The 25,605-nt window shown below is 71.4% G+C and carries 21 protein-coding genes and 3 tRNA genes; 3 read left to right on the top strand and 21 right to left on the bottom strand.

Features of this window, described 5'->3' with window-relative positions:
- Positions 1–100: 100 nt before the first annotated feature.
- The 10 genes from rpoB to ACFU9E_RS05000 all read right to left on the bottom strand — a co-directional run bounded on the left by rpoB (position 101) and on the right by ACFU9E_RS05000 (position 10,805).
- Positions 101–3,577 (bottom strand): DNA-directed RNA polymerase subunit beta, encoded by a 3,477-nt coding sequence (gene rpoB / locus ACFU9E_RS05045; protein WP_380686468.1) that lies wholly within the window; start codon positions 3,575–3,577, stop codon positions 101–103.
- 720 nt (positions 3,578–4,297) lie between these two features.
- The gene (gene rplL, locus ACFU9E_RS05040; RefSeq protein ID WP_380689547.1) at positions 4,298–4,684 is read right to left on the bottom strand and encodes a 50S ribosomal protein L7/L12; all 387 of its coding nucleotides are present in this window, start codon (positions 4,682–4,684) and stop codon (positions 4,298–4,300) included.
- A gap of 90 nt (positions 4,685–4,774) precedes the next feature.
- The gene (rplJ, locus tag ACFU9E_RS05035; RefSeq protein ID WP_344342466.1) at positions 4,775–5,338 is read right to left on the bottom strand and encodes a 50S ribosomal protein L10; all 564 of its coding nucleotides are present in this window, start codon (positions 5,336–5,338) and stop codon (positions 4,775–4,777) included.
- Positions 5,339–5,742: 404 nt separating this feature from the next.
- Positions 5,743–6,621, bottom strand: coding sequence for a hypothetical protein (locus ACFU9E_RS05030; protein WP_380689549.1), 879 nt, complete (start codon positions 6,619–6,621; stop codon positions 5,743–5,745).
- 139 nt (positions 6,622–6,760) lie between these two features.
- Positions 6,761–7,579, bottom strand: coding sequence for a hypothetical protein (locus ACFU9E_RS05025; RefSeq protein ID WP_380689551.1), 819 nt, complete (start codon positions 7,577–7,579; stop codon positions 6,761–6,763).
- Positions 7,580–7,758: 179 nt separating this feature from the next.
- Positions 7,759–8,481, bottom strand: coding sequence for a 50S ribosomal protein L1 (gene rplA, locus ACFU9E_RS05020; protein ID WP_355358252.1), 723 nt, complete (start codon positions 8,479–8,481; stop codon positions 7,759–7,761).
- 79 nt (positions 8,482–8,560) lie between these two features.
- Positions 8,561–8,995 carry a 50S ribosomal protein L11 gene (rplK, locus tag ACFU9E_RS05015; protein ID WP_224278191.1) on the bottom strand — a complete coding sequence of 145 codons (435 nt, stop codon included), beginning with the start codon at positions 8,993–8,995 and terminating at the stop codon, positions 8,561–8,563.
- A 166-nt stretch (positions 8,996–9,161) separates the two neighbouring features.
- The gene (nusG, locus tag ACFU9E_RS05010; protein ID WP_380686403.1) at positions 9,162–10,040 is read right to left on the bottom strand and encodes a transcription termination/antitermination protein NusG; all 879 of its coding nucleotides are present in this window, start codon (positions 10,038–10,040) and stop codon (positions 9,162–9,164) included.
- A 210-nt stretch (positions 10,041–10,250) separates the two neighbouring features.
- Positions 10,251–10,583, bottom strand: a complete 333-nt coding sequence (secE, locus tag ACFU9E_RS05005) for a preprotein translocase subunit SecE (protein ID WP_380686405.1) — start codon at positions 10,581–10,583, stop codon at positions 10,251–10,253.
- 149 nt (positions 10,584–10,732) lie between these two features.
- Positions 10,733–10,805: transfer RNA gene (locus ACFU9E_RS05000), tRNA-Trp, on the bottom strand.
- Positions 10,806–11,063: 258 nt separating this feature from the next.
- Here ACFU9E_RS05000 and ACFU9E_RS04995 point away from each other — a divergent pair.
- Together ACFU9E_RS04995 and ACFU9E_RS04990 are read left to right on the top strand one after the other, a co-directional pair.
- A complete protein-coding gene (locus ACFU9E_RS04995; RefSeq protein WP_380686407.1) occupies positions 11,064–12,311 on the top strand; it encodes a pyridoxal phosphate-dependent aminotransferase in 1,248 nt (415 codons plus the stop codon).
- 114 nt (positions 12,312–12,425) lie between these two features.
- A complete protein-coding gene (locus ACFU9E_RS04990) occupies positions 12,426–13,454 on the top strand; it encodes an adenosine deaminase (RefSeq protein WP_380686409.1) in 1,029 nt (342 codons plus the stop codon).
- Positions 13,455–13,471: 17 nt separating this feature from the next.
- Here ACFU9E_RS04990 and ACFU9E_RS04985 read toward each other — a convergent pair whose 3' ends face one another.
- From ACFU9E_RS04985 to ACFU9E_RS04960, 6 genes are all read right to left on the bottom strand, one after another.
- Positions 13,472–14,518: a UDP-N-acetylmuramate dehydrogenase gene (locus ACFU9E_RS04985; protein ID WP_380714780.1), complete on the bottom strand. Its 1,047-nt coding sequence runs from the start codon at positions 14,516–14,518 to the stop codon at positions 13,472–13,474.
- A gap of 53 nt (positions 14,519–14,571) precedes the next feature.
- Complete coding sequence (locus tag ACFU9E_RS04980) at positions 14,572–14,994, bottom strand: MaoC family dehydratase (RefSeq protein ID WP_355358240.1); 423 nt, start codon at positions 14,992–14,994, stop codon at positions 14,572–14,574.
- 5 nt (positions 14,995–14,999) lie between these two features.
- Entirely contained in the window at positions 15,000–15,461 is a 462-nt protein-coding gene (locus ACFU9E_RS04975) for a MaoC family dehydratase N-terminal domain-containing protein (protein WP_380686413.1), read from the bottom strand.
- 118 nt (positions 15,462–15,579) lie between these two features.
- Positions 15,580–15,744 (bottom strand): 50S ribosomal protein L33, encoded by a 165-nt coding sequence (gene rpmG / locus ACFU9E_RS04970; protein WP_006604855.1) that lies wholly within the window; start codon positions 15,742–15,744, stop codon positions 15,580–15,582.
- Positions 15,745–15,828: 84 nt separating this feature from the next.
- A tRNA-Met gene (locus tag ACFU9E_RS04965) sits at positions 15,829–15,901 on the bottom strand.
- 43 nt (positions 15,902–15,944) lie between these two features.
- Positions 15,945–16,017 (bottom strand) — tRNA-Thr (locus ACFU9E_RS04960).
- 239 nt (positions 16,018–16,256) lie between these two features.
- Here ACFU9E_RS04960 and ACFU9E_RS04955 point away from each other — a divergent pair.
- Positions 16,257–17,540 (top strand): hydrolase, encoded by a 1,284-nt coding sequence (locus ACFU9E_RS04955; RefSeq protein WP_380686415.1) that lies wholly within the window; start codon positions 16,257–16,259, stop codon positions 17,538–17,540.
- Between the two features lie 206 nt (positions 17,541–17,746).
- On the opposite strand, the gene ACFU9E_RS04950 is transcribed toward ACFU9E_RS04955, so the two are convergent.
- From ACFU9E_RS04950 to kdpA, 5 genes are all read right to left on the bottom strand, one after another.
- Positions 17,747–18,427: a response regulator gene (locus ACFU9E_RS04950; protein WP_380689486.1), complete on the bottom strand. Its 681-nt coding sequence runs from the start codon at positions 18,425–18,427 to the stop codon at positions 17,747–17,749.
- Entirely contained in the window at positions 18,424–21,036 is a 2,613-nt protein-coding gene (locus tag ACFU9E_RS04945) for an ATP-binding protein (RefSeq protein WP_380689484.1), read from the bottom strand. Before ACFU9E_RS04945 ends, ACFU9E_RS04950 begins: the two co-directional genes overlap by 4 nt.
- A gap of 125 nt (positions 21,037–21,161) precedes the next feature.
- A complete protein-coding gene (kdpC, locus tag ACFU9E_RS04940; protein WP_380688618.1) occupies positions 21,162–21,785 on the bottom strand; it encodes a potassium-transporting ATPase subunit KdpC in 624 nt (207 codons plus the stop codon).
- Positions 21,786–21,804: 19 nt separating this feature from the next.
- A complete protein-coding gene (gene kdpB, locus ACFU9E_RS04935) occupies positions 21,805–23,943 on the bottom strand; it encodes a potassium-transporting ATPase subunit KdpB (RefSeq protein ID WP_380688616.1) in 2,139 nt (712 codons plus the stop codon).
- A complete protein-coding gene (gene kdpA, locus ACFU9E_RS04930; RefSeq protein WP_380688614.1) occupies positions 23,943–25,604 on the bottom strand; it encodes a potassium-transporting ATPase subunit KdpA in 1,662 nt (553 codons plus the stop codon). The genes kdpB and kdpA overlap by 1 nt, the downstream gene beginning before the upstream one ends.
- Position 25,605 lies beyond the last annotated feature (1 nt).

Genomic DNA, 25,605 nt, shown 5'->3' with positions numbered 1-25,605 from the left:
GGTCGTCAAGCCCTCTTTCGTAAGTCGAGAGTCGTTCGTGTGGTCTGAGGGGGGCCTGGGGGCGGGCCGGCCCGGGGCTACCGGGCCGGCCCCACCTCCGTCAGACCTCTTCGACGCTGCTCGGCTCGCGCCGGGACAGGTCGATGCCGAGCTCCTCGGCGGCGCGGAAGACGTCCTCGTCGGAGTCCCGCATCTCGATGGACTGGCCGTCCGAGGACAGCACCTCCACGTTGAGGCAGAGCGACTGCATTTCCTTGATGAGGACCTTGAAGGACTCGGGAATGCCGGGCTCGGGGATGTTCTCGCCCTTGACGATGGCCTCGTAGACCTTCACACGGCCGAGGACGTCGTCGGACTTGATGGTGAGCAGCTCCTGCAGCGCGTACGCGGCGCCGTATGCCTCAAGGGCCCACACCTCCATCTCACCGAAGCGCTGACCACCGAACTGCGCCTTACCACCGAGCGGCTGCTGGGTGATCATCGAGTACGGGCCGGTCGAGCGGGCGTGCAGCTTGTCGTCGACCAGGTGGTGCAGCTTGAGGATGTACATGTAGCCGACCGAGACGGGCATCGGGAACGGCTCGCCGGAGCGGCCGTCGAACAGCCGCGCCTTGCCGGTGGAGTTCACCAGGCGCTCACCGTCACGGGTGAGGGTGGTGTGGTCGAGCAGACCGGTGATCTCGTCCTCGCGGGCGCCGTCGAACACCGGGGTGGCGAGGTTGGTGCCGCCCTCGACCTTGTCGGCGCCGATCGCCTGCAGGCGCTTGGCCCACTCGTCGGCGAGGCCGGAGACGTCCCAGCCCTGCTTGGAGAGCCAGCCGAGGTGGATCTCCAGGACCTGTCCCGGGTTCATTCGGGACGGGACGCCCAGCGGGTTGAGGATGATGTCGACCGGGGTGCCGTCCTCCAGGAACGGCATGTCCTCGACCGGCAGGATCTTGGAGATGACGCCCTTGTTGCCGTGACGGCCGGCGAGCTTGTCACCGTTGGTGATCTTGCGCTTCTGGGCCACGTAGACGCGGACCAGCTGGTTGACACCCGGGGGAAGCTCGTCGCCCTCCTCGCGGTCGAACACGCGCACGCCGATGACCTTGCCGGACTCACCGTGCGGGACCTTCAGCGAGGTGTCGCGGACCTCACGGGCCTTCTCGCCGAAGATCGCGCGGAGCAGGCGCTCCTCCGGGGTCAGCTCGGTCTCACCCTTCGGGGTGACCTTGCCGACCAGGATGTCGCCGGTGACGACGTCGGCGCCGATGCGGATGATGCCGCGCTCGTCGAGGTCGGCGAGGACCTCCTCGGAGACGTTCGGGATGTCCCGGGTGATCTCCTCGGGGCCGAGCTTGGTGTCACGGGCGTCGACCTCGTGCTCCTCGATGTGGATCGAGGAGAGGACGTCGTCCTGGACGAGGCGCTGCGACAGGATGATCGCGTCCTCGTAGTTGTGACCCTCCCACGACATGAACGCCACGAGGAGGTTCTTGCCGAGGGCCATCTCGCCCTCGTCGGTGCAGGGGCCGTCGGCCAGCACCTGGTTGACCTCCACCCGGGTGCCCTCGTCCACGAGCACCTTCTGGTTGAAGGCGGTGCCCTGGTTGGAGCGGGTGAACTTGGCGGCGCGGTACGTGGTGTACGTGCCGTCGTCGTTGGCCACGGTGACGTAGTCGGCCGAGACCTCCTGGACGACACCCGGCTTCTCGGCGGTGATGACGTCCGCGGCGTCGACGGCGCAGCGGTACTCCATGCCGGTGCCGACCAGCGGGGCCTCGCTCTTCAGCAGCGGCACCGCCTGGCGCATCATGTTCGAGCCCATGAGCGCGCGGTTGGCGTCGTCGTGCTCGAGGAACGGGATCATGGCGGTCGCGACCGACACCATCTGGCGCGGCGAGACGTCCATGTAGTCGATCTCGGTGCCCGGGATGTAGTCGATCTCGCCGCCGCGGCGGCGGACCAGGACGCGGGGCTCGGCGAAGTGCAGGTCCGCGGTCAGCGGGGCGTTCGCCTGGGCGATGACGTAGCGGTCCTCCTCGTCGGCGGTCAGGTAGTCGACCTGCTCGGTGACCACGCCCTCGACGACCTTGCGGTACGGGGTCTCGATGAAGCCGAAGGCGTTGACCCGGCCGTACGAGGCCAGCGACCCGATCAGACCGATGTTCGGGCCTTCCGGGGTCTCGATCGGACACATGCGGCCGTAGTGCGAGGGGTGCACGTCACGGACCTCGAAGCCGGCGCGCTCACGGGAGAGACCGCCGGGGCCGAGGGCGGACAGACGGCGCTTGTGGGTCAGGCCCGACAGCGGGTTCGTCTGGTCCATGAACTGCGACAGCTGGCTGGTGCCGAAGAACTCCTTGATGGAGGCGACGACCGGCCGGATGTTGATCAGGGTCTGCGGCGTGATCGCCTCGACGTCCTGGGTGGTCATGCGCTCGCGCACGACGCGCTCCATACGGGCGAGACCCGTACGGACCTGGTTCTGGATGAGCTCGCCCACGTTGCGCAGGCGGCGGTTGCCGAAGTGGTCGATGTCGTCGACCTCGACCACGATGTCGCGGCCGGTCTCGTCACGCCAGTCGACCTCGCCGGCGTGCAGCTTGACCAGGTACTTGATCGCGTTGATGATGTCGGGCTCGGTGAGCACACCGGAGTCCAGCGACTCGGCGTTGCCGAGCTTGCGGTTCACCTTGTAGCGGCCGACCTTGGCGAGGTCGTAGCGCTTCGGGTTGAAGTACAGGTTCTCCAGCAGCGTCTGCGCGGCCTCGCGCGTCGGCGGCTCGCCCGGACGCAGCTTGCGGTAGATGTCCAGCAGCGCGTCGTCCTGGCCCTGGGTGTGGTCCTTCTCCAGGGTGGCGCGCATCGACTCGTACTCGCCGAACTCCTCGAGAATCATCTCGTTGGTCCAGCCGAGCGCCTTGAGCAGCACGGTGACGGACTGCTTGCGCTTGCGGTCGATGCGGACGCCGACCATGTCGCGCTTGTCGATCTCCATCTCCAGCCAGGCACCACGCGAGGGGATGACCTTGCAGGAGTAGATGTCCTTGTCGGACACCTTGTCCAGGGTGGAGTCGAAGTACACACCCGGGGAGCGGACGAGCTGCGACACGACGACACGCTCGGTGCCGTTGATCACGAACGTGCCCTTGTGGGTCATGAGCGGGAAATCGCCCATGAAGACCGTCTGAGACTTGATCTCACCGGTCTCGTTGTTGGTGAACTCGGCCGTGACGAAGAGCGGGGCGGCGAACGTGAAGTCGCGGTCCTTGCACTCGTCAATGGAGTTCTTCGGCGGCTCGAAACGGTGGTCGCGGAAGGTCAGGGACATCGACCCGCTGAAGTCCTCGATCGGCGAGATCTCCTCGAAGATCTCCTCCAGACCGGACTTGGTGGGGACGTCCAGACCGTTGTCCAGCGCCTGCTCGACCCGGGTCTTCCAGGCCGCGTTGCCGAGCAGCCAGTCAAAGCTCTCGGTCTGCAGGGCCAGGAGGTTCGGGACCTCGAGGGGCTCCTTGATCTTCGCGAAGGAGACGCGGAGCGGGGCGGTGGATGCGGCGGAATTGTTCGAGGCGTTGCGCGGCGCGGCCAAGAGGGGGGTCCTTCCGAGGGCTCGGAGCTCACTACGCGCGTACCAGCCGGGCCTTCACGGGCTTGGTCCCGCCTCCCTCGCCACTGGCCTCTGCCGGGGTCGAAACCCCAGGTCAGAGCCGCTTTGCGGAGGTGGTGCCAGACCCCTTCGGGGCAACGCAAACTCCGGGCGACGAGTCACGGAGAAGCTAACAGGCAGCGCAAAGGGACAGTGTAGCCAAAGGCGACACTGCTGTCCAGCTCTGATTCGGAGACCGAATCGGAGACTCCTCCCGGTAGCCGTCGGGCGCGAACGCCCGCCGGGTACTGCACCGGCCCGGACTTGCCGGGCCCCACGACTCACGTGGAGTCACTTCCCGCCGGAGCCGCCGGTTATGCATCCGACGGAGGACCAACCGGGCCGACTCGCGCCTTGAGAATCGCGCGCCCTGCCGGGTTCGTCAAGGGCCCGCCTCCGGCGCGGACCTCGACCCCTTCATCGCGCCGGACCACCCCGGCGTTACAGAAGCCGTGGTCGGGGCCTCACCCGATGACAGCGATCACCATACCCGCCCGCACCGACAGTGCCGAGTGAGCGTTCGGCCACACCGGTGTGTCCACGGACGAGGTGGCCGCCGGGGCCCTGGAACGGGGCCGCCGGGGGCGGAGAACAGAAAAGGCCGGGCCGACCACCACAAGGGTGATCGGCCCGGCCCGCGGCCCCCTCAGAGGGGGCGAGAAGTCACTTGACGGTGACCTTGGCGCCGGCGGCCTCGAGGGCGGCCTTGGCCTTCTCGGCAACGTCCTTGGCAACCTTCTCCAGGACCTTGGCACCGGCGGTGTCAACGAGGTCCTTGGCCTCCTTCAGGCCGAGGGAGGTCAGGGTGCGCACCTCCTTGATGACCTGGATCTTCTTGTCGCCCGCACCGTCGAGGATGACGTCGAACTCGTCCTGCTCCTCGACAGCGGCCTCGGCGCCACCGGCACCGCCGGCAACGGCGGCAACGGCGACCGGAGCGGCAGCGGTGACGTCGAACTTCTCCTCGAAGGCCTTCACGAAGGCGGCCAGCTCGATGAGGGTGAGCTCCTCGAACTGCGCGAGCAGCTCGTCCTGGGTCAGCTTCGCCATGATTGGCGTCCTTCCACTAAATCGGCAGGTGGTGCCGGATGTACGGGTTGGCGGGCGTACGGGCCCGCAGCGAGGCATGGCCCCGGCCGATTACTCGGCCGCGGTCTCCTCGGCGGCGGGAGCCGGCGTACCGGCACCGCCCTGCTCGACCTTGTCGCGCAGCGCGTCCACAGTGCGGACGAGCTTCGACGGCAGGGCCTGGAAGAGCGCGGCAGCCTGGGACTGCTTGGCCTTCAGGGCACCCGCCAGCTTGGCGAGCAGCACCTCGCGGGACTCGAGGTCCGCGAGCTTCTTGATCTCGTCGGCGGACAGCGCCTTGCCGTCAAGGACACCGCCCTTGATGACGAGAGCGGGGTTCTCCTTGGCGAAGTCACGCAGAGCCTTCGCCGACTCCACCGGGTCACCGGTGACGAAGGCGACAGCCGTCGGACCGGCGAACAGGTCGTCGAGCTCCGTGATCCCGACCTCATTGGCCGCGATCTTGGTCAGCGTGTTCTTCACCACGGCGTACTGGGCGTTGTCACCCAGGGAGCGACGCAGGGTCTTGACCTGCTTCACCGTGAGACCGCGGTACTCGGTCAGCACGGCCGCGTTCGAGCCACGGAAAAGCTCCGTGATCTCGGCGACGGCAGCAGCCTTGTCGGGCCTAGCCATAGGCTTACGCCTCCTTCCGTGATGTCGAAGTCCGGCCGACCGCGAGAGTCGACCATTCGCGCCTCGGACCACCGGACGAAGGAAAGCCCCTGCGGAAAAGCAGATGAGCCCCGGTGCGCAGGCGCACGGGGCTCGGCGTGAACTCGACGGATCCACGTGCGGGGCACGCGACCCGGAGGTCAAAGCTCCAAACAGTCCTGCGCGGGCTGCCTGCGCGTGAAGCGCAGATCCTTCGGTCGCGAGCTTCCTCACGGACGCACGGCGACAACCAGCGGTCTTTGGCTTCCGCCACAGTAGCCGGACGCCGCCCTCCGGGGCAAATCGCCCCCGGCGGCGGCCCGACCAGGGGCAATGGGCCGGGCCCGACGGGCCGGACTCAGCGGGCCGGGTTCAGCAGGCCGGACTCAGCGGGCCAGCGGGGAGACGCTGCGGGTGCCGGTGTCCACGGTGTCCGCCTCCGCCGGGGCCTGTGCCGAGAGCGCGCCGCCGGGCTCGGTGTAGACCACCGAGTCGTCCAGCCGGCCGCCCTCCCCCGACCCGGTCCGCTCCATCCGGACCAGCTGGTCCTTGTCGTTCAGCCAGAGGTCCAGGGTGAGCGAGGCCGAGCCGCCGGGTGCCAGCGCGGCCCGCAGGCCGTCCCGGCGGGCCGGGGTGAGCTGGGTCTGCGCCGCCGCGTAGCGGGCCGCGTCGGTGGCCACCCGGTAGTGCTCGACCGTCGAGTCCTCGAACTTGTCCTCGCCGACGTACTGGGCGGTGATCCCGTCGGCGGTCGCGGCGGCCAGCGCCACCACCGGGTTGAGCAGGTCGATCAGCCCGGCGTAGGGGATCTCCCGGTGCCCGTCCGGGCCCGCCGCGCCGGCGAACCGCTCCCAGTGCTTGCCACCCAGCCTGGCCGCGGTGGCCGCGTCGCCGCCCTCGTAGGCGACGGTGTCCACGACGATCAGCTGCTCGGCGGCGGCCGGGGTGGAACGTTTGACCTGGAGCGCGGTCTTCGGCTGCCAGAACAGCGGCCCGCTGCCGGCGTCCGCGCCCAGCCGGTAGCTCACCTTGGCCCGGCGGGCGGTCTGCATGGCCAGCTGGGACGAGAGCAGCACCCCGTGCGGCGAACGGTCGGTCGGCTTGGCCGGCCAGGTCGGCGAGGCGCTGCTCGGCGTCGGCGTCGCCTCGCCGGGCGCGCTCGTCGAGGCGGACGGCTCCGGGCCGCCGGCCGAGCTGCACCCGGCCGGGCCGGCCGCCAGCACCGCGACGGCGACCACCGCCGCCAGCCGCTGCCGCACCGCCATCCACGCCTCCCCAACTGCCACTGATCCGGCCGGACGACCGCTCGGGCCGGGACGTCCGTTCCTGCCCACCTTGCCACCCGGGCCCACGCGACCCGGTGGCACCCCCCGCCACTCGGCCGCACGACCCGCCACGGGAGTCCTAGGACGCGACCGGTTCGGCGGGCGCGACCGACTCGGCGGGCTCGGCGGGCTCGGTCACGTCCGTGGTGGTCACCACCGCGCCGGCCGTGCCGCGGACGGTGGACCGCACCCGCAGCAGCCGGTCGCCGGGCGCCACCCAGAACTCGTAGTCGAGCGTCTCGACCCCGTTCCGCTCGTAGTAGCCGAGCACCTCGGTCAGCCGCGCGGGGCTCAGCCCCTCCTCGGCGCCGAAGTAGTCCGCCACCGACGCGGTGCCCCGGTAGTGCGCGACCGTCCCGCCGTTCAGCTGCTCGCCGCCGAGCGGGGTGAGCCGGCCGGCCAGCGCCATCGTGTGCGCCGGGGCGCCCGGGTTGGACAGCAGCCCGGTGATCCAGCCGCCGGCCCAGCCGGTCGTCCCCGCCGCCCCGGCGGCCCCGGCGGAGGCCCGCGGGTCCAGCGACTCCGCCCGGTCCCGGTCCGCCGTCCTGGGCGCGGCCCCCGGGTAGCCGAGTTCCAGCACGCCGTCCTGCCGGTGCAGCCGCCCGGTGCCCAGCTCGTCGGTGACCGACAGCTCGGCCGCGTCCCGGGCGCCCCAGGTGAGCGTGCCGTCGGCGCTGCGCCGCCCGCCCGGCCCCTCCTGGACCACCTGCACCCGGGCCCCGCCGGAGTCGTCCAGCCGCTGGGCGGCGGAGAGCAGCACCTGCCGGGGCGGACGCACGGTGGGGCGGTCGCTGATCGGGGTCCGGTCGCCGGACACGGCCAGCACGCTGCACGCGGTCAGGCCGGCGGCGAGCAGCAGCAGGGCCGCCCCCTTGGCGGCGGGGCGAAGGGCGGGCACGGCACTCTCCGGCGGTCGGACGGCGGCGGCCCCGGGACGGGAGCACGCGGGCGGACCGGGCGAGCGTACGACGGACCGCGCCCCGGTTCCCCCCACCGGGGGTATCGATCGGGAAACGACGGCGGGCCCGCACCCCCGGCGAAGGGGGTACGGGCCCGCCGTACGGACTACGGCTGCGATCAGACCGCGGCCGGGTCCTCCTCGACGAGGAGGTTACGGGTGCGGTTCGGGTCCACCTGGATGCCGGGGCCGATGGTGGTCGAGAACGCGGTCTTCTTGATGTAGCGGCCCTTGGCGGCGGACGGCTTGGCGCGGAGCACCTCGTCCAGCGCGGCGGCGTAGTTCTCGACCAGCTGCTCGTCGGTGAAGGAGGCCTTACCGATGATGAAGTGCAGGTTCGAGTGCTTGTCGACGCGGAACTCGATCTTGCCGCCCTTGATGTCGTTGACAGCCTTGGCGACATCGGGGGTGACGGTGCCGGTCTTCGGGTTCGGCATCAGGCCACGGGGACCGAGCACGCGGCCGAGGCGGCCGACCTTGCCCATGAGGTCCGGGGTGGCGACGACGGCGTCGAAGTCCAGCTTGCCCTTGGCGACCTCGTCGATGAGCTCGTCGGCACCGACGATGTCGGCACCCGCAGCACGCGCGGCCTCGGCACGCTCGCCGGTCGCGAAGACCAGGACCCGAGCGGTCTTACCGGTGCCGTGCGGGAGGATCACGGTGCTGCGGACCATCTGGTCGGCCTTGCGCGGGTCGACACCCAGACGCATGGCGACCTCGACGGTGCCGTCGAACTTGCTGGTGCTGGTCGCCTTGGCGAGGCGGATGGCCTCGAGGGGGGCGTAAAGGCGCTCGCGGTCGACCTGGGCGTCCGCGGCCTTCAGGGCCTTGCTGCGCTTCATAGCTGCTCCTGAATGGTGATGGGAGTTGTGGTAGTCACGGGCCAGCGCAGGCCCTACCACGGGGGACGAGAAGGGGTGATCAGCCCTCGACGGTGATGCCCATCGACCGGGCGGTGCCGGCGATGATCTTCTCCGCCGCGTCCAGGTCGTTGGCGTTCAGGTCGGGCATCTTGGTGGTGGCGATCTCGCGGACCTGGGCGCTGGTGAGCTTCGCGACCTTGGTCTTGTGCGGCTCGCTGGAGCCCTTCTCGATGCCGGCGGCCTTCAGGATGAGGCGCGCGGCCGGCGGCGTCTTCGTGATGAAGGTGAAGGAACGGTCCTCGTAGACCGTGATCTCCACCGGCACGATCATGCCGCGCTGCGACTCGGTCGCGGCGTTGTAGGCCTTGCAGAACTCCATGATGTTGACGCCGTGCTGACCCAGCGCGGGGCCGACCGGCGGGGCCGGGTTGGCCGCACCGGCGTTGATCTGGAGCTTGATAAGCCCCGTGACCTTCTTCTTCTTGGGAGGCATGTCTCTCCGGGTCCTTCCGAGAGGTGATTGCTGGTGTGCGCGGAACCGGGGCGACACCCGGTCGCCAGCACACACATCGGACCAGGCTAACGCCTCGGCGTCGCTGGACCAAAACGGATGCGGGGCGGGGGCCTCGGCCCCCGCCCCGCATCCGAAGAGTGTGGGACTAGTTCTTCTGGATCTGGTCGAAGGAGAGCTCGACCGGGGTCTCCCGGCCGAAGATCTCGACCAGGCCCTTGACCTTCTTCGAGTCCGGGTTGATCTCGTTGATGGTCGCCTGGAGGGTGGCGAACGGACCGTCGGTGACGGTGACCGAGTCGCCGACCTCGAAGTCGAGCACCTGGATCTCGCTGGGCTTGACCGGCGAGGGCTTGCCGGCCTCCTTGGCCGCCTGGCGCTCGACGTCGGGGGCGAGCATCTTGACGACCTCGTCCAGCGTCAGCGGGTACGGGTCGTAGGCGTTGCCGACGAAGCCGGTGACACCGGGGGTGTTGCGCACGACGCCCCAGGACTCGGGGGTGAGGTCCATGCGCACCAGGACGTAGCCGGGGAGCTTGTTCTGGCGGATGGTCTTGCGGTCGCCGTTCTTGATCTGGACGACCTCCTCCTGCGGCACCTCGGCCTGGAAGATGTACTCCTCGACGTTGAGGGAGACGGCGCGCTGCTCCAGGTTCTGCTTCACCCGGTTCTCGTAGCCGGCGTAGGTGTGGATCACGTACCACTCGCCCGGCATGAACCGCAGGTCCTCGCGGAACTTGGCGACCGGGTCGACCTCCTCGGCCGGCTCCTCCGCGGTCTCCTCGGCGACGGCCTCGCCCTCGTCCTCGGCGGCCTCGTCGGACTCCACGTGCAGCGCGGCCTCCTCGGCCGACTCCCCGGCCTCGGCCTCGTCGTACGCCTCGGCCTCGTCCTCGTCGGCGTCGACGGCGTCCACGATCTGCTGCTCGTCGGTCTCGACGTCGTCAGCCAGCTCGGCCGCGTCCTCGGCGGCGACATCCGCCTCGCGGACGGTCTCGTCGGCGTCGTACAGGGGGGACTCAGACACGGTGGCTGCTTCTTTCCTGGAGATGGTGAAGGTGGCGCGCTCCGCGACGGACCGGCGACGCTCCGCTCACGCGGTCGCCGGAAGTTCGCCTCGGAGACTTCAACAGTACCGAGTCAACGGTAGCGGCCTCATCCCGCCGACGCAGACAGCTCGACCCGGGCCGAGGACCGGCCCGGGTCGGGGAAGCTGTTTCGAAGGTGGACGGCTGCGTCAGCCGAAGATCCAGAGGGCGGCCTTGGAGAAGCCGTAGTCGAGGCCCCAGACGAAGGCCATCACGACCACGACGAACACCACGACGACGCTGGTGTAGCTCATCAGCTGGTTGCGGGTCGGCCAGACGACCTTGCGGAGTTCGGCGATGATCTGCCGGTAGAACAGCGCGAGGCGGGCGAAAGCGCCCTTCTTGCCGCGCTTGCCGGACTTCTTGTCGCCAGAGCGCTTGCGACGCGACTCGCCCTCCGCGGGCGTGGTCTCGGCAGCGCCGTCGGTCCCCTCGGGGTTGCCGCTCTCAGGCGTTGCGGTGGAGCCCGTGGTCTCCGTCACTCGTCCTCACCTGAATCCGGGTCCTGCCGGACGTCGACTGCGTACCCCGAAAAGGGCACGAGCGGCCGGCTAACGGTGCTGATCGGCGCCCTCTCCGCATCAAGCCCGCTCGCTCTGCGGAGCGAACGGGCTGAGTACGGATCAAGCAGCAGGGCAAGAGGGACTTGAACCCCCAACCGCCGGTTTTGGAGACCGGTGCTCTACCAATTGAGCTATTGCCCTACGGAACCTCGCGGCCCCAGTAGCGACCACCAACCTACCGCATCTTCCGCCGATCTCCGTACAGGCTCTGTACGGCGGCGGAGGCTCCGGTTCGTTCGGTGGCCGTCGAGCAGTGAGTGTACGTGGTCGGAGGGCGTTTGGTCGAACCTCTTCTTTTCCGGCTGTCACCCGGGTCCCGGCGGGCCGCCATGTGGACCGCCCCGTACATATCGTGAAACCGCCATGCCCGGGCCGTGTGCGGTCTGCGACCATGCAGGCATGAGCGCTTCCACCCCGCAGCCCGACAGTTCCGTCCGCCCCGCCGACCGCCGCGTGTCCGCCCGGATCGGCGCGATCGCCGAGTCCGCCACCCTCGCCGTGGACGCCAAGGCCAAGGCCCTCAAGGCGGCCGGCCGGCCGGTCATCGGCTTCGGCGCCGGCGAGCCGGACTTCCCCACCCCGGACTACATCGTCGAGGCGGCCGTCGAGGCCTGCCGTGACCCGAAGAACCACCGCTACACCCCGGCCGGCGGCCTGCCGGAGCTCAAGGAGGCGATCGCGGCCAAGACGCTGCGCGACTCCGGCTACGCGGTGGACGCCTCCCAGGTCCTGGTGACCAACGGCGGCAAGCAGGCGATCTACGAGGCGTTCGCGGCGATCCTCGACCCGGGCGACGAGGTCATCGTCCCGGCCCCGTACTGGACCACCTACCCCGAGTCGATCCAGCTGGCCGGCGGCGTGCCGGTGGAGGTCGTGACCGACGAGACCACCGGCTACAAGGTCTCGGTCGAGCAGCTGGAGGCCGCCCGCACCGAGAACACCAAGGTGGTGCTGTTCGTCTCGCCGTCCAACCCGACCGGCGCGGTGTACACCCGGGCCGAGGCCGAGGCGATCGGCCGCTGGGCCCTGGAGCACGGGCTGTGGGTGCTCACCGACGAGATCTACGAGCACCTGGTCTACGGCGACGCGGAGTTCACCTCGCTGCCGGCCCTGCTGCCCGAGCTGGCCGACAAGACCATCGTGGTCAACGGCGTCGCCAAGACCTACGCGATGACCGGCTGGCGGGTGGGCTGGGTGATCGGCCCCAAGGACGTGATCAAGGCCGCGACCAACCTGCAGTCGCACGCCACCTCGAACGTCTCCAACGTGGCCCAGCGCGCCGCCCTGGCCGCCGTCGCCGGCGACCTGTCCGCCGTCCACGAGATGCGCACCGCCTTCGACCGGCGCCGCCGCACCATCGTGAAGATGCTCAACGAGATCGACGGCGTGGTCTGCCCCGAGCCCGAGGGCGCCTTCTACGTCTACCCGTCCGTCAAGGCCCTGCTGGGCAAGGAGATCCGCGGCCACCGCCCGCAGACCTCCGCCGAGCTGGCCTCGCTGATCCTGGACGAGGCCGAGGTCGCGGTCGTCCCCGGCGAGGCCTTCGGCACCCCCGGCTACCTGCGGCTCTCCTACGCGCTGGGCGACGCCGACCTCGCCGAGGGCGTCGAGCGCGTCCAGAAGCTGCTGGCCGAGGCCCGGGACTGATTTCTCGGGCCCGGCTCGTCAACATCGCTTGACCGAACCGCCCTCTTTCCACCCCTTCGGGGGACGGGAAGAGGGCGGTTCCCGTAGGCCCCCCTGATGCGGCAGGATTCGTGAATGGAACGCCTGCTGAACCCGCGAGACGTCAGGGACCTTCCGAAGGCCCACCTGCACCTGCACTTCACCGGCTCGATGCGCCCGGCCACCCTGCTCGAACTGGCCGACAAGCACGGGATCCGGCTGCCGGAGGCGCTCAGCTCCGGCGAGCCGCCCAAGCTGCGGGCCACCGACGAACGCGGCTGGTTCCGCTTCCAGCGCCTCTACGACACCGCCCGCTCCTGCCTGCGCGACGAGAGCGACATCCGCCGGCTGGTCCGGGAGACCGCCGAGGACGAGCGCCGGGACGGCTCCCGCTGGCTGGAGATCCAGGTCGACCCGACCTCCTACGCGCCCCGGCTGGGCGGCCTGATCCCCGCCCTGGAACTGATCCTGGACGCGGTGGACGACGCCGCCGCGGCCACCGGGGTCGGCATCCGGGTCCTGGTCGCCGCCAACCGGATGAAGTCCCCGATGGACGCCCGGACGCTCGCCCGGCTCGCCGTCCGGTACGCCGACCGGGGCGTGGTCGGCTTCGGCCTCTCCAACGACGAGCGGCGCGGCCTGGCCCGCGACTTCGACCGGGCCTTCGACATCGCCCGCAAGGGCGGGCTGCTGGCCGCCCCGCACGGCGGCGAGCTGGCCGGCCCGGAGTCCGTCCGGGACTGCCTGGACGACCTCGGCGCCGGCCGGATCGGCCACGGCGTGCGGGCCGCCGAGGACGAGCGGCTGATGCAGCGGCTGGCCGACCGTCAGATCACCTGCGAGGTCTGCCCCTCCTCCAACGTCTCGCTCGGCGTCTACGAGCACCCCGAGGAGGTCCCGCTGCGACGGCTGTTCGACGCCGGGGTGCCGCTCGCGCTCGGCGCGGACGACCCGCTGCTGTTCGGCACCCGGCTCGCCGCCCAGTACGACCTGACCCGCGACGTCCTGGGCTTCTCCGACCAGGAGCTGGCCGAGCTGGCCCGCCAGTCGGTGCGCGGCTCCTGCGCGCCCGACAGCGTGAAGAAGGAGCTGCTGGCCGACATCGACACCTGGCTGACCGCCTGAGCGGCCCCGCTCGAGAGCTAGAGGCTGACGCCCACCATCACCGGCTCGTTGACCAGCTCCACCCCGAAGGCGGCCCGCACGCCGTCGCGGATCTCGCGGGCCAGCGCCAGCAGGTCCTCGGTGGTGGCGGCGCCGCGGTTGGTGAGCGCCAGGGTGTGCTTGGTGGAGAGGGTCGCCGGACCGCTGCCGTAGCCCTTGCCGAACCCGGCCTTGTCGATCAGCCAGGCGGCCGAGGTCTTGGTGCGCCCGTCCGGCGCCGGGTAGGCGGGGGCGGTCAGCTCGCGCCCGGTGGCCACCGTCAGGAAGGCGGCGTACTGCTCGGCGCTCAGCACCGGGTTGGTGAAGAAGGAGCCCGCCGACCAGGTGTCGTGATCGGCCGCGTCCAGCACCATGCCCTTGCCGGCCCGCAGGCCGAGCACCGCGTCGTGCGCCTCGCGCAGGCCGACCCGCTCGTCCTGGGCCACCCCGAAGTGCTTGGCGACCTCGGCGTAGCGGACCGGGGTGGAGCGCCCGGCGGCGTCCTCCAGCGCGAAGCGGACCCGCAGCACCACGTAGCGGTCCGGGTCCGCCTTGAAGCGGCTGTGCCGGTAGGAGAAGGCGCAGGCCTCGTTGCCGAGGGTGACGGTCTCGCCGGAGCGGCGGTCGTAGGCGACCACCTCGGTGACCGACTGGGCGACCTCCTGGCCGTAGGCGCCGACGTTCTGCACCGGGGTGGCGCCGGCCGAGCCGGGGATGCCGGCCAGGAACTCGATGCCGGCCAGGCCCGCGTCGACGGTGCGGGCCACCGCGTCGGCCCACACCTCACCGGCCGCCAGCTCCAGCTCGGTGCCGTCGAGGACGAAACCGGTGGTGGCGATCCGCAGCACGGTGCCGGGGAAGCCGGCGTCGCCGATCACCAGGTTGGAGCCGCCGCCGATCACCAGCAGCGGCTCCCCCGCCGCGTCCGCGGCGCGGACGGCGGCGATCACCTCGTCATCGGTGTGCGCGGTCACCAGGCGGCGGGCCGGACCGCCGAGCCGCAGGGTGGTCAGCGGGGCGAGGGGGGCGTCGAGTTCTTCCAGCACGCCCCCCAGCGTACGGGGGTCCCGTACGCCGCCCCGCCCCGGCCGGGGCGCGCTCAGGCCAGCCGGACGACCGCCCGGGACATGCCGAGCACCTTCTGGCCCCCGTAGGTCGCCAGCAGGTCGACCTGGACCTTGTGGTCGTCGAGCAGCTTGGCCACCTTGCCGGAGACCTCGATCACCGAGCCGACCCCGTCGTTGGGCACCGGCACCGGACGGGTGAACCGGACGCCGTACTCAAGAACCGCGGAGGGGTCGCCGACCCAGTCGGTGACCACCCGGATCGCCTCGGCCATGGTGAACATGCCGTGCGCGATGACGTCGGGCAGGCCGACCTCCAGGGCGAACTTCTCGTTCCAGTGGATCGGGTTGAAGTCGCCGGAGGCCCCCGCGTACTGCACCAGAGTGGCGCGGGTCACCGGGAAGGACTGCGCCGGCAGCTCCGTGCCGGCCTCGACCTCGTCGTAGCGGACCGTCATCGGGCTCACTCCCCCGTCGTCTCGTCGGCGGCCCGGGCCACCAGGGTCATGACGGACGTCACCACGTGCTCGCCGGACTCGTCCGCGATCTCACCACGCACGGTGAGCACGTCGTTGCCGGCCAGCGACTTGATGTTGTCCACGGTGACCGCCACGGTCAGCCGGTCACCGGCCCGCACCGGGCGGGTGTGGACGAACTTCTGGTCGCCGTGCACCACCCGGCTGTAGTCCAGACCGAGCTCCGGGTCCTGCACCACCTGGGCGGAGGCCCGCATGCTGAGCAGGATCGGGAAGGTCGGCGGGGCGATCACGTCCGGGTGACCCAGCGCCTTGGCCGCCTCCGGGTCGGTGTACGCCGGGTTGGCGTCACCCACCGCGGCGGCGAACTCACGGATCTTCTCGCGACCGACCTCGTACGGCTCGGTGGGCGGATACGTCCGCCCGATGAAGGAGGGGTCGAGTGCCATCGGCAAGCTCCTCGGAAACGCGGTGGACAAACGAAAAAACTCCGGACCGCAACCCAGTGAGGGATGCGGCCCGGAGTCAAAGACCTGATTCACACAGGCCCGATGCCCTACGACAGGGTCAGCGGGTCTCGCGGTGCGCGGTGTGCGAGTTGCAGCGGGGGCAGTGCTTCTTCATCTCAAGACGGTCCGGGTCGTTACGCCGGTTCTTCTTGGTGATGTAGTTCCGCTCCTTGCACTCCACGCAGGCCAGCGTGATCTTCGGGCGGACGTCGGTGGCAGCCACGGGAGTGCCTTCCTTGGACAATGAATAAGAACACAGACAAGAGTAGCCGACCGGGAGTGCGATCTCCCGACCGACTACGCGGGGTAGCGGTGACCGGACTTGAACCGGTGACACAGCGATTATGAGCCGCTTGCTCTACCAACTGAGCTACACCGCCACAGTGATCCGGAGCACAGCCGAAGCTGACTCCTTCTCACCAGAGCCCCCATGCGGAATCGAACCGCAGACCTTCTCCTTACCATGGAGACGCTCTACCGACTGAGCTATAGGGGCGAACGAGGAAGAGATTACACGTTCCGCGCCCAGAGGTGAAATCCGTATCCGGCGGCGAAGTCCGCAGGTCCACGGCACGCACGGCCGATCGATCGAAGGCCTGGCGTTCGACCGGCCTCCCCGGCGGCGGCCCGACCCGATACGACTATTGCCCGCCTCCCGGCACCCCGGGCCCGCCGCCCGTAGGCTCGGCGCTCATTGACGCGAGCAGGAGCCGGACGCGAGCAAGGAGCCGGGCGATGGACAGCGCAGCCGCCGACGGACCGCAGCCCGGATCCGGCCCGGCCGCCAACCCGCTCGGGCACGGACCCGTCCTGCTGCTCACCGGGGCCAGGCTGGCGGACGGCCGGGTGGTGGACGTACGGATCAGCGGCGACCGGATCCAGGCCGTCGGCACCGCCGGCGGGCTCGGGCCGCTGCCCGCGCTGCCCGGCGCCCCCACCGTCACCACCGGCGCCCGGATCGACCTGCGCGGCTACCTGCTGCTGCCGGCCCCGGCCGAGGCGCACGCCCACTACGACGTGGCCTTCTCCGCCGCCCTGTCCGCGCCGCCGCCGGAGACCTCCACCGACCTCACCCGCCGGGTCACCGAGGCCGCGCTGACCTCGCTCGGCTACGGCTCGACCGCCCAGCGCACCCACGTCCGGATCGGCGACGTGCACGGGCTGCGCCGGCTGGAGGCGGTGCTCACCGCCCAGCAGGCGCTGCGCGGCCTCGCCGAGCTGCAGGCCGTGGCGATGCCCCGGCTGCTCACCGGCCGGGCCGGGGCGGACGGCCGGGCCCAGCTGCGGGAGGCGCTCAAGCTCGGCGCCACCGCGGCCGGCGGCTGCCCCGAGCTGGACCCGGACCCGGCGGGCTACGTCGAGCTGCTGCTGGAGGCCGCCCGGGAGGCGGACTGCCCGGTGGACCTGCACACCACCGCCGCCGACCCGGGCCGGCTGGCCCGGCTGGCCGGGGCGCTCGCGCCGCTGCGGCCGCGGGTGGTGGTCGGGCCGTGCGGGTCGCTGGCACCGGGCGCCTCGACGGTGCTGGCCAGTGCCGGCATCCGGGTGGTCTGCCTGCCGCAGAGCGGCGGCTGCGCGGGGCTGGAAGGCCTGGCCGCCGGGCAGCGGCCGGCCCTGCTGCGCGAACTGGTGAAGGCCCGGGTGCCACTGGCGGCCGGCAGCGGATCGCTGCGGGACGGCGCCAACCCGGTCGGGCGGGCCGATCCGCTGGAGGCCGCGTACCTGCTGGTGGCGGGCGGCGTCATGGACGTGGAGGCGGCGTACGACGCAGTCTCCAACCAGGCGCGGGTGGCGCTCGGGCTGCCGCCGGTCCGGGTGGACGCCGGTTTCCCGGCCGAACTGCTGGCGGTGCGCGGGGACAGCCTGGCCGGGGCGCTGGCGGGCGGACACAGCCGGCTGGTGGTGCACAGCGGACGGGTGGTCAGCCGGACCAGCGCGGTGCGCGAGTTCGCCGACACGGTGGTCCTGGCGCTGCCCCGGCAGTCGGACGGCACGGACGGGCGCGGGCCGAACGAGTGATCGGGGCGCGCGGCCCTGTGCCGCGCGCCCCTACCCCACTGCTGGCCGCCTGAGCGGCGAAGCGGCCCCGGACATCCCCCACATGGAGCGGGGCCGCTTCCTCACCGCTGACGCTACGCCCGCGAACGGGTGGTTCCGGCGCCTCTTGACGGCCTGTTGGCGGCGGGGCCGCCGTCCTTGACGGCTTGTTGACGCCCGGGCGGGCCTCAGGGCTCGTAGCGGTAGCCGATCCCCGGCTCGGTGATCAGATGGCGCGGCCGGGCCGGGTCGCGCTCCAGCTTCCGCCGCAGCCCGGCCAGGTAGACCCGCAGGTAGTTGCCGCGCTGCTCCTGGGCCGGTCCCCAGACCTCGCGCAGGATCTGCCGCCCCGGCACCAGCCGGCCCGGGTTGGCCAACAGCAGGGCGAGGATCCGCCACTCGGTCGGGGTGAGCCGCACCGGGCCGTCCGGGCCGGTCACGGTGGTCGCGGCGAGGTCCACGGTGTGGTCGCCGATCACCGGTGCGGGCGCGGCCGGACCGTCGGCGGCCGGCGGACGGCGCAGCACCGCGCGCAGCCGGGCCAGCAGTTCCTCCATCAGGAAGGGCTTGGTGAGGTAGTCGTCGGCGCCCGCGTCCAGTGCGCCGATCCGGTCGGCGGCGCCGGAGCGGCCGGACAGCACGATGATCGGCACCGCGCTGCGGCGCCGCAGGCCGCGCAGCACGTCCATGCCGTCCAGGTCGGGCAGGCCGAGGTCGAGCAGGACGGCGTCGGGGGCGCGGTGCGCGGCGCGGTCCAGGGCCTCGCCGCCGGTGGTGGCGGTGCGGACGGCGTACTGCCGGGCGCCGAGGTTGATCCGCAGGGTGCGCAGCAGCGCGGGCTCGTCGTCGACGACGAGGATCTCGCTCATACGGGGACCTCCCCCTCGGAGGGCAGCTTCGCGGTGGGCGGTTTCGCGGTGGGCGGCTTCACGGCGGGCAGGGTGAGCAGCATGGTGGTGCCGCCACCCGGGGTGTCCTCGACCTCCAGGCTGCCGCCCATGGCCTCGGCCAGACCGCGGGAGAGGGCGAGGCCGAGGCCGACGCCCTGGGTGTTGTCGGTGTCGCCGAGGCGCTGGAAGGGCAGGAAGACCCGGTCGCGGTCCTCGGGGGCGATGCCGGGGCCGCGGTCGATCACCCGCAGTTCGACCTGACCGGCGTGGTGGCTGGCGGCGACCAGGACGGGCGCGCCGGGGGCGTTGTACCGCAGGGCGTTGGTGATCACGTTGGCGAGCACGCGTTCCAGCAGCGGCGGGTCGGCGAGCACGGGCGGCACGCTCTCCAGGTCGAGCGGCTGGACGGGCGCGTAGGGGTCGGCGAGCGAGTCCAGGGCGCGCGGCAGGATCTCGTCGAGGTGGGTCTCGGCGAGGTGGAGGGTGAGCGCGCCGGCCTGGAGGCGGCTCATGTCGAGCAGGTTGTCCACCAGACGGGTGAGTTTGACCAGCGACTCGTCGGCGGTGGCGAGGAGTTCGGCCTGGTCCTCCGGGGAGAACTCGACGTCGGGGCTGCGCAGCGAGCCGACCGAGGCGAGGGCTGCGGCGAGCGGGGTGCGCAGGTCGTGGCTGACGGCGGCGAGCAGGGCGGTGCGCATCCGGTCGGCGGCCCTGATCGGTTCGACCTCGGCGGCGACCACGGCGAGCCGGTCGCGTTCCAGGGCGGCGGCGACGTGCGCGGCGAAGGCGGTGAGCACCCGCTGGTCGGCGGCGGGCAGCCGACGGCCGGTGAGGACGAGGACGGCGTCGGCGCCGACCGGGACCTCGGTGGTCCCGTCGGCCTGCCCGGGGTCGGGTTCGCCGCCACCACCGCCGCCACCACCGCCGCTGCCGCCGTCGCCGTCGCAGGAGGCCAGCACCTCGCCGCCGGTGCGCTCCAGCAGGGCGACGGTGCGCATCCCGAAGGCGGTGCGGGACTTCTCCAGCAGGGCCGGCAGCGCGTCGGCCCCGCGCAGCACGCTGCCGGCCAGGGTGGAGAGGGTCTCGGCCTCGGCGGTGGCCCGGGCGGCCCGGGCGGTGAGCCGGGTGGCGTGGTCGACCACGGTGGAGACGGTCAGCGCGACGGCGGCGAAGACCACCAGGGCGATGATGTTGTTGGTCTCGCCGATGGTGAAGTTGTGGACCGGCGGGATGAAGAAGTAGTTGAGCAGCACCGAGGCGACCAGCGAGGCCACCAGGGCCGAGGTCGCGCCGCCGAGCAGGGCCACCGCCACCACGCCGAGCTGGAAGATCAGCGCGTCGGTGGTGAGGTTGACCGTCTCGTGGAACTGCGAGAGCAGCGCGGTCAGCAGCCAGGGCACCACCAGGCCGGAGAGGAAGCCGGCGACGGTGCGCCGCCGGGAGTGGCGGCGGCCGAGCGCGGGCAGCCGGCCGCGGCCGGTGAACGCGTGGGTGACCATGTGGACGTCGATGTCCTCGGAGGCGTCCACGGTGGTCTCGCCGATGCCGGGACCGGTGAGGAAACGGGCGATCCGGCCGCGCCGGCTGGTGCCGAGCACGAGCTGGGTGGCGTCGTGGGCGCGGGCGAAAGCGAGCAGCGCGGTGGGGATGTCGTCGCCGACGACCACGTGGTAGCTGCCGCCGAGGCTCTCCGCCAGCTGCCGTTGCTGGGCGAGGGCGCCGGAGGAGGCGCCGGCCAGGCCGTCGCTGCGGGTGACGTGGACGGCGAGCAGGTCGCCGCCGGCGGTGCGGTCCGAGATGCGGGCGGCGCGGCGGATCAGGGTCTCGCCCTCGGGACCGCCGGTGAGGGCGACCACGACGCGCTCGCGGGTCTCCCAGACGCGGTCGATGTTGTGGCTGGCCCGGTAGTCGCGCAGGCCCTCGTCCACCCGCCCGGCCACCCAGAGCAGGGCGAGTTCGCGCAGGGCGGTGAGGTTGCCGACCCGGAAGTAGTGGGAGAGCGCGGCGTCCACCTTCTCCGCCCGGTAGACGTTGCCGTGGGCCATCCGGCGGCGCAGCGCCTGGGGGGCCATGTCGACGAGTTCGATCTGGTCGGCCCGGCGGACCACCTCGTCCGGGACGGTCTCGCGCTGCGGGATGCCGGTGATCTTGCGGACGACGTCGTTGAGCGACTCCAGGTGCTGGACGTTGACGGTGGTGATGACGTCGATCCCGGCGTCGAGCAGGTCCTCGACGTCCTGCCAGCGCTTGCCGTTGCGCCCGCCGGGGACGTTGGTGTGGGCGAGCTCGTCGACCAGGGCGACGGCCGGCCGGCGGGCCAGCACCGCGTCGAGGTCCATCTCCTCGAAGTCGGCGTCCCGGTAGGAGCGGTGGGCCCTCGGCAGGACCTCCAGGCCGTCGAGCATCGCCTCGGTGTGGCGGCGGCCGTGGCACTCGATCCAGCCGACGACGACGTCCGCGCCGCGGTCGTGTCTGCGCCGTGCCTCGTCCAGCATCCGGTAGGTCTTGCCGACACCGGGGGCGGAGCCGAGGTACACCCTCAGCCGGCCGCGTCGGTGACCGGTGCCGGGGGTGAGGTCGCGGGCCATGGGCGCTGCTCTTTCCTTGCGTGGCTGGCAGGTCGGTGGTGCGCGGACACGGGCGGCCGGCCCGGGCGGCGGGTGTTCCGCTCGCCCGGGCCGGCCCGGTCATTCGACTTCTCGGTGAATGGTCGTCACTTCTGTTCCGCCAGCGCCTTGTTCAGCAGCACGACGTTGACGCCCGGCTGTCCGAGGAAGCCGAGTGGGCGTCCGTCGGTGTACCGGTCGACCAGCTCGCGGACGGTGTCCACCGGCAGGTCGCGGGCCTTGGCGACCCGGTCGACCTGTTCCCGGGCGTAGGCGGTGGAGATGTGCGGGTCGAGGCCGGAGCCGGAGGCGGTGACCGCGTCCGCGGGGACGCTCGCCGGGCTGACGCCGTCGAACGCGGCGACGGCCTGGCGGCGCTCCTCGACGGTCTTGGTGAGGTCCTCGCTGTTGGGGCCCAGGTTGGAGGCGCCGGAGGCCTTGGGGTCGTAGGCGCCGGGCCGCGGCTGGAACCACCGCGGGTCCGGCCGGGGGGCCTCGTCCGGGTCGTCCGGGTTCTGCTTGGGCAGGTTGAAGTTCTGGCCCAGCAGGCTGGAGCCGGCCTCCTTGCCGTCGACCTTCACGATCGAGCCGTTCGCCTTGTCGGCGAAGGCCAGTTGGGAGATGCCGGTGACCAGCAGCGGGTAGGCGATGCCGAGGAGCACCGTCAGGACCAGCAGGGCGCGCAGCGCGGTGAGGTGGGTGCGCACGGCGGTGGGCAGGGGCTTGGACATGAAACGCTCTCCTCTCTTGTTAGTTGAGGCCGGGGATGAACTGGACGACGAGGTCGATCAGTTTGATGCCGACGAAGGGGACGACGAGGCCGCCGAAGCCGTAGAGGCCGATGTTGCGGCGCAGCAGCGAACCGGCGTCGGAGGGGCGGTACTTCACACCGCGCAGGGCCAGCGGGATGAGGCCGATGATGACCAGGGCGTTGAAGACGATGGCCGAGGTGATCGCGGACTGCGGGCTGTGCAGGTGCATGATGTTGAGCTTCTCCAGGCCCGGGTAGACCGCCGCGAACATCGCCGGGATGATCGCGAAGTACTTCGCGACGTCGTTGGCGATGGAGAAGGTGGTCAGGGCGCCGCGGGTGATCAGGAGCTGCTTGCCGATCTCGACGATCTCGATCAGCTTGGTGGGGTTGGAGTCCAGGTCGACCATGTTGCCGGCCTCCTTGGCCGCCATGGTGCCGGTGTTCATCGCGACCCCGACGTCGGCCTGGGCGAGGGCGGGGGCGTCGTTGGTGCCGTCGCCCGTCATCGCGACCAGCTTGCCGCCGGCCTGCTCCTTCTTGATCAGGGCCATCTTGTCCTCGGGGGTGGCCTCGGCGAGGAAGTCGTCCACGCCCGCCTCCTCCGCGATGGCCCGGGCGGTCAGCGGGTTGTCGCCGGTGATCATGACGGTCTTGATGCCCATCCGGCGCAGCTCGTCGAACCGCTCCCGCATGCCCTCCTTCACCACGTCCTTGAGGTGGATGACACCCAGGACCCGGGCGGGCGCCTCACCGACCCGGGTGGCGACGACCAGCGGGGTGCCGCCGGCCGCGGAGATGCCGTCGACCAGGGCGGACACCTCGTCGGTGACGGTGCCGCCGTTGGCGCCGACCCAGTTGGACACGGCCGCGGCCGCGCCCTTGCGGACCTGCTGGAGCCCTTCCGGTTCGTCGAGGTCGACGCCGGACATCCGGGTCTGCGCGGTGAACGGCACCCAGGTGGCGTGGTCCAGCTCGCCCTGGGCGCGGGCCCGCAGGCCGTAGCCGGTCTTCGCCAGGACGACGATCGAGCGGCCCTCCGGCGTCTCGTCCGCGAGGGAGGAGAGCTGGGCGGCGTCGGCCAGTTCGTCGGTGGCCACGCCGGTCACCGCGAGGAACTCGGCGGCCTGGCGGTTGCCGAGGGTGATGGTGCCGGTCTTGTCGAGCAGCAGGGTGTTGACGTCGCCGGCGGCCTCGACGGCGCGCCCGGACATCGCCAGCACGTTGCGCTGGACCAGCCGGTCCATGCCGGCGATGCCGATCGCCGAGAGCAGCGCGCCGATGGTGGTCGGGATCAGCGCCACGATCAGCGCGACCAGCACGATCATCGACTGCGGGGCGCCCGCGTAGGTGGCCATCGGCTGCAGGGTGACGACCGCGACCAGGAAGACGATGGTCAGCGAGGCCAGCAGGATGTTGAGCGCGATCTCGTTGGGCGTCTTCTGCCGGGCGGCGCCCTCGACCAGGGCGATCATCCGGTCGATGAAGGTCTTGCCGGGCTCGGAGGAGATCCTCACCACGATCCGGTCGGACAGCACCTTGGTGCCGCCGGTCACCGCCGAGCGGTCGCCGCCCGACTCCCGGATCACCGGCGCGGACTCGCCGGTGATCGCGGACTCGTCGACGGAGGCGACGCCCTCGACGACGTCGCCGTCACCGGGGATGACCTGGCCGGCCTCGACCACCACGTGGTCGCCGAGCCGCAGCGCGGTGCCGGCCACCTCCTCCTCGGCCCGCGTCGCCGGCCAGTCGGTGAGGCGGCGGGCCAGGGTGTCGGTCTTGGTGCGGCGCAGGGTGTCCGCCTGCGCCTTGCCGCGGCCCTCGGCGACGGCCTCGGCCAGGTTGGCGAACACGGTGGTCAGCCAGAGCCAGACGGTGATCGACCAGGCGAACACCGACGGGTCGGCTATCGCGGAGACGGTGGTGACGACCGAGCCGACCTCGACCACGAACATCACCGGGTTCTTGACCATCACCCGGGGGTCGAGCTTCTTCACCGCGTCCGGGAGGGACGCCAGGATCAGCCTGGGGTCCAGCAGCCCGCTCGCCACGCGGTGCGGCGCCCCGGCGGACGCCGTCGGCGGCTGCGCGGCCGGCTTCCCGGCCTGCTCGGATTCTTCGGTCAGGGTGGAGGACATCAGGAGAGACCTTCCGCGATCGGCCCGAGAGCCAGGGCCGGGAAGTAGGTGAGGCCGACGACGATCAGGACGACGCCCGACAGCAGGCCCACGAACAGCGGCTTGTGGGTGGGCAGGGTGCCCGGGGTGGCGGGGACCGGCTGCTGCTGCGCGAGCGCGCCGGCCAGGGCGAGGACGAAGACCATCGGCAGGAACCGGCCGAACACCATGGCCAGACCGATCGCGGTGTCGTACCAGTCGGTGTTCACGGTGATGCCGCCGAACGCCGAACCGTTGTTGTTCGCGCCCGAGGTGAACGCGTACAGCACCTCGGAGAAGCCGTGGGCACCGGAGTTCAGCATCCCGGCCCGCTCACCCGGCAGCGACATCGCCACACCCGTGCCGACCAGCACGAGCGTCGGCGTGGTCAGGATGTACAGCGAGGCGAACTTCATCTCCCGCCCGCCCAGCTTCTTGCCCAGGTACTCCGGGGTGCGCCCGACCATCAGACCGGCCACGAAGACCGCCACGACCGCCAGCACCAGCATCCCGTACAGGCCCGAGCCCACCCCGCCGGGCGCGATCTCGCCCAGCATCATGTTGAACATCGTCAGACCGCCGCCGAACGGCGTGTACGAGTCGTGGAAGGAGTTCACCGCACCGGTCGAGGTGAGCGTCGTCGACGCCGCGAACAGGCTGGACGCCGCGATGCCGAAGCGCTGCTCCTTGCCCTCCATCGCCCCGCCGGCCGCCTGCAGGGCGCTGCCCGCGTGCTGCGACTCGGAGAGGGTGATCAGCGCCGTCGAGGCGATCCAGAACAGCGCCATCACCGAGACGATCGCGTAGCCCTGGCGGTGGTCGCCCACCATCCGGCCGAAGGCGCGGGGCAGCGCGAACGGGATCAGCAGGATCAGGAAGACCTCGACCAGGTTGGAGAAGCCGCTCGGGTTCTCGAACGGGTGCGCCGAGTTGGCGTTGTAGAAGCCGCCGCCGTTGGTGCCCAGCAGCTTGATGACCTCCTGGGAGGCCACCGGGCCGCCCGGGACCGCCTGCGGGTCGCCCGCCAGGCCGGCCACCTCGTGGAAGCCGTGGAAGTTCTGCACCACGCCGCTCGCCACCAGGACGAGCGCGAAGACGACCGCGACCGGCAGCAGCAGCCGCACGCTGATCCGGGTCAGGTCGACCCAGAAGTTGCCGACCCGGTCGGTGCGGTTGCGCGTGAAGCCGCGGATCAGGGTCGCGACCACGGCGATGCCGACGGCCGCGGAGACGAAGTTCTGCACCGCCAGGCCGGCCATCTGGGCCAGGTGCCCCATCGCGGCCTCGCCGCTGTAGGACTGCCAGTTGGTATTGGCGACGAAGGAGATCGCGGTGTTCCAGGCCTGGTGGCCCGGCATCTGCTCGACGCCCAGGCCCAGCGGCAGCCACTGCTGGAGGCGGATCAGACCGTAGAGGAAGAGCACGGAGACGGCCGAGAAGGCCAGCACCGAGCGCAGGTAGACCGGCCAGCGCTGGTCGGCGTCGGCGTCCACGCCGATCACCCGGTAGAGCGCCTTCTCGGCTCTCAGGTGCTTGGAGGTGGTGAGGATGCGGGCGATGTAGTCGCCCAGCGGCCGGTAGCACAGGGCCAGCGCGCCCACCAGGGCGAGGACCTGCAGCCAGCCCGCGAGAGTCGAGCCCATG

It is taken from the genome of Kitasatospora sp. NPDC057595, from assembly GCF_042800875.1.
In the GTDB taxonomy this organism is placed as follows: Bacteria; Actinomycetota; Actinomycetes; order Streptomycetales; family Streptomycetaceae; genus Kitasatospora.
The sequence above is the reverse complement of the archived record's forward strand: the minus strand, read 5'-3'. Positions and strand labels throughout refer to the sequence as shown.

Coding starts and splice junctions, on each gene's coding strand:
- kdpA (WP_380688614.1), bottom strand. CDS start 25,604: ATGGGCTCGACTCTCGCGGGCTGGCTGCAGGTCCTCGCCCTGGTGGGC.
- ACFU9E_RS04995 (WP_380686407.1), top strand. CDS start 11,064: ATGAGCGCTTCCACCCCGCAGCCCGACAGTTCCGTCCGCCCCGCCGAC.
- ACFU9E_RS04990 (WP_380686409.1), top strand. CDS start 12,426: ATGGAACGCCTGCTGAACCCGCGAGACGTCAGGGACCTTCCGAAGGCC.
- rplL (WP_380689547.1), bottom strand. CDS start 4,684: ATGGCGAAGCTGACCCAGGACGAGCTGCTCGCGCAGTTCGAGGAGCTC.
- rplJ (WP_344342466.1), bottom strand. CDS start 5,338: ATGGCTAGGCCCGACAAGGCTGCTGCCGTCGCCGAGATCACGGAGCTT.
- ACFU9E_RS04945 (WP_380689484.1), bottom strand. CDS start 21,036: ATGGCCCGCGACCTCACCCCCGGCACCGGTCACCGACGCGGCCGGCTG.
- ACFU9E_RS04950 (WP_380689486.1), bottom strand. CDS start 18,427: ATGAGCGAGATCCTCGTCGTCGACGACGAGCCCGCGCTGCTGCGCACC.
- ACFU9E_RS04975 (WP_380686413.1), bottom strand. CDS start 15,461: ATGGCACTCGACCCCTCCTTCATCGGGCGGACGTATCCGCCCACCGAG.
- rplA (WP_355358252.1), bottom strand. CDS start 8,481: ATGAAGCGCAGCAAGGCCCTGAAGGCCGCGGACGCCCAGGTCGACCGC.
- ACFU9E_RS04955 (WP_380686415.1), top strand. CDS start 16,257: ATGGACAGCGCAGCCGCCGACGGACCGCAGCCCGGATCCGGCCCGGCC.
- kdpC (WP_380688618.1), bottom strand. CDS start 21,785: ATGTCCAAGCCCCTGCCCACCGCCGTGCGCACCCACCTCACCGCGCTG.
- rplK (WP_224278191.1), bottom strand. CDS start 8,995: ATGCCTCCCAAGAAGAAGAAGGTCACGGGGCTTATCAAGCTCCAGATC.
- kdpB (WP_380688616.1), bottom strand. CDS start 23,943: ATGTCCTCCACCCTGACCGAAGAATCCGAGCAGGCCGGGAAGCCGGCC.
- ACFU9E_RS04980 (WP_355358240.1), bottom strand. CDS start 14,994: ATGACGGTCCGCTACGACGAGGTCGAGGCCGGCACGGAGCTGCCGGCG.
- ACFU9E_RS05030 (WP_380689549.1), bottom strand. CDS start 6,621: ATGGCGGTGCGGCAGCGGCTGGCGGCGGTGGTCGCCGTCGCGGTGCTG.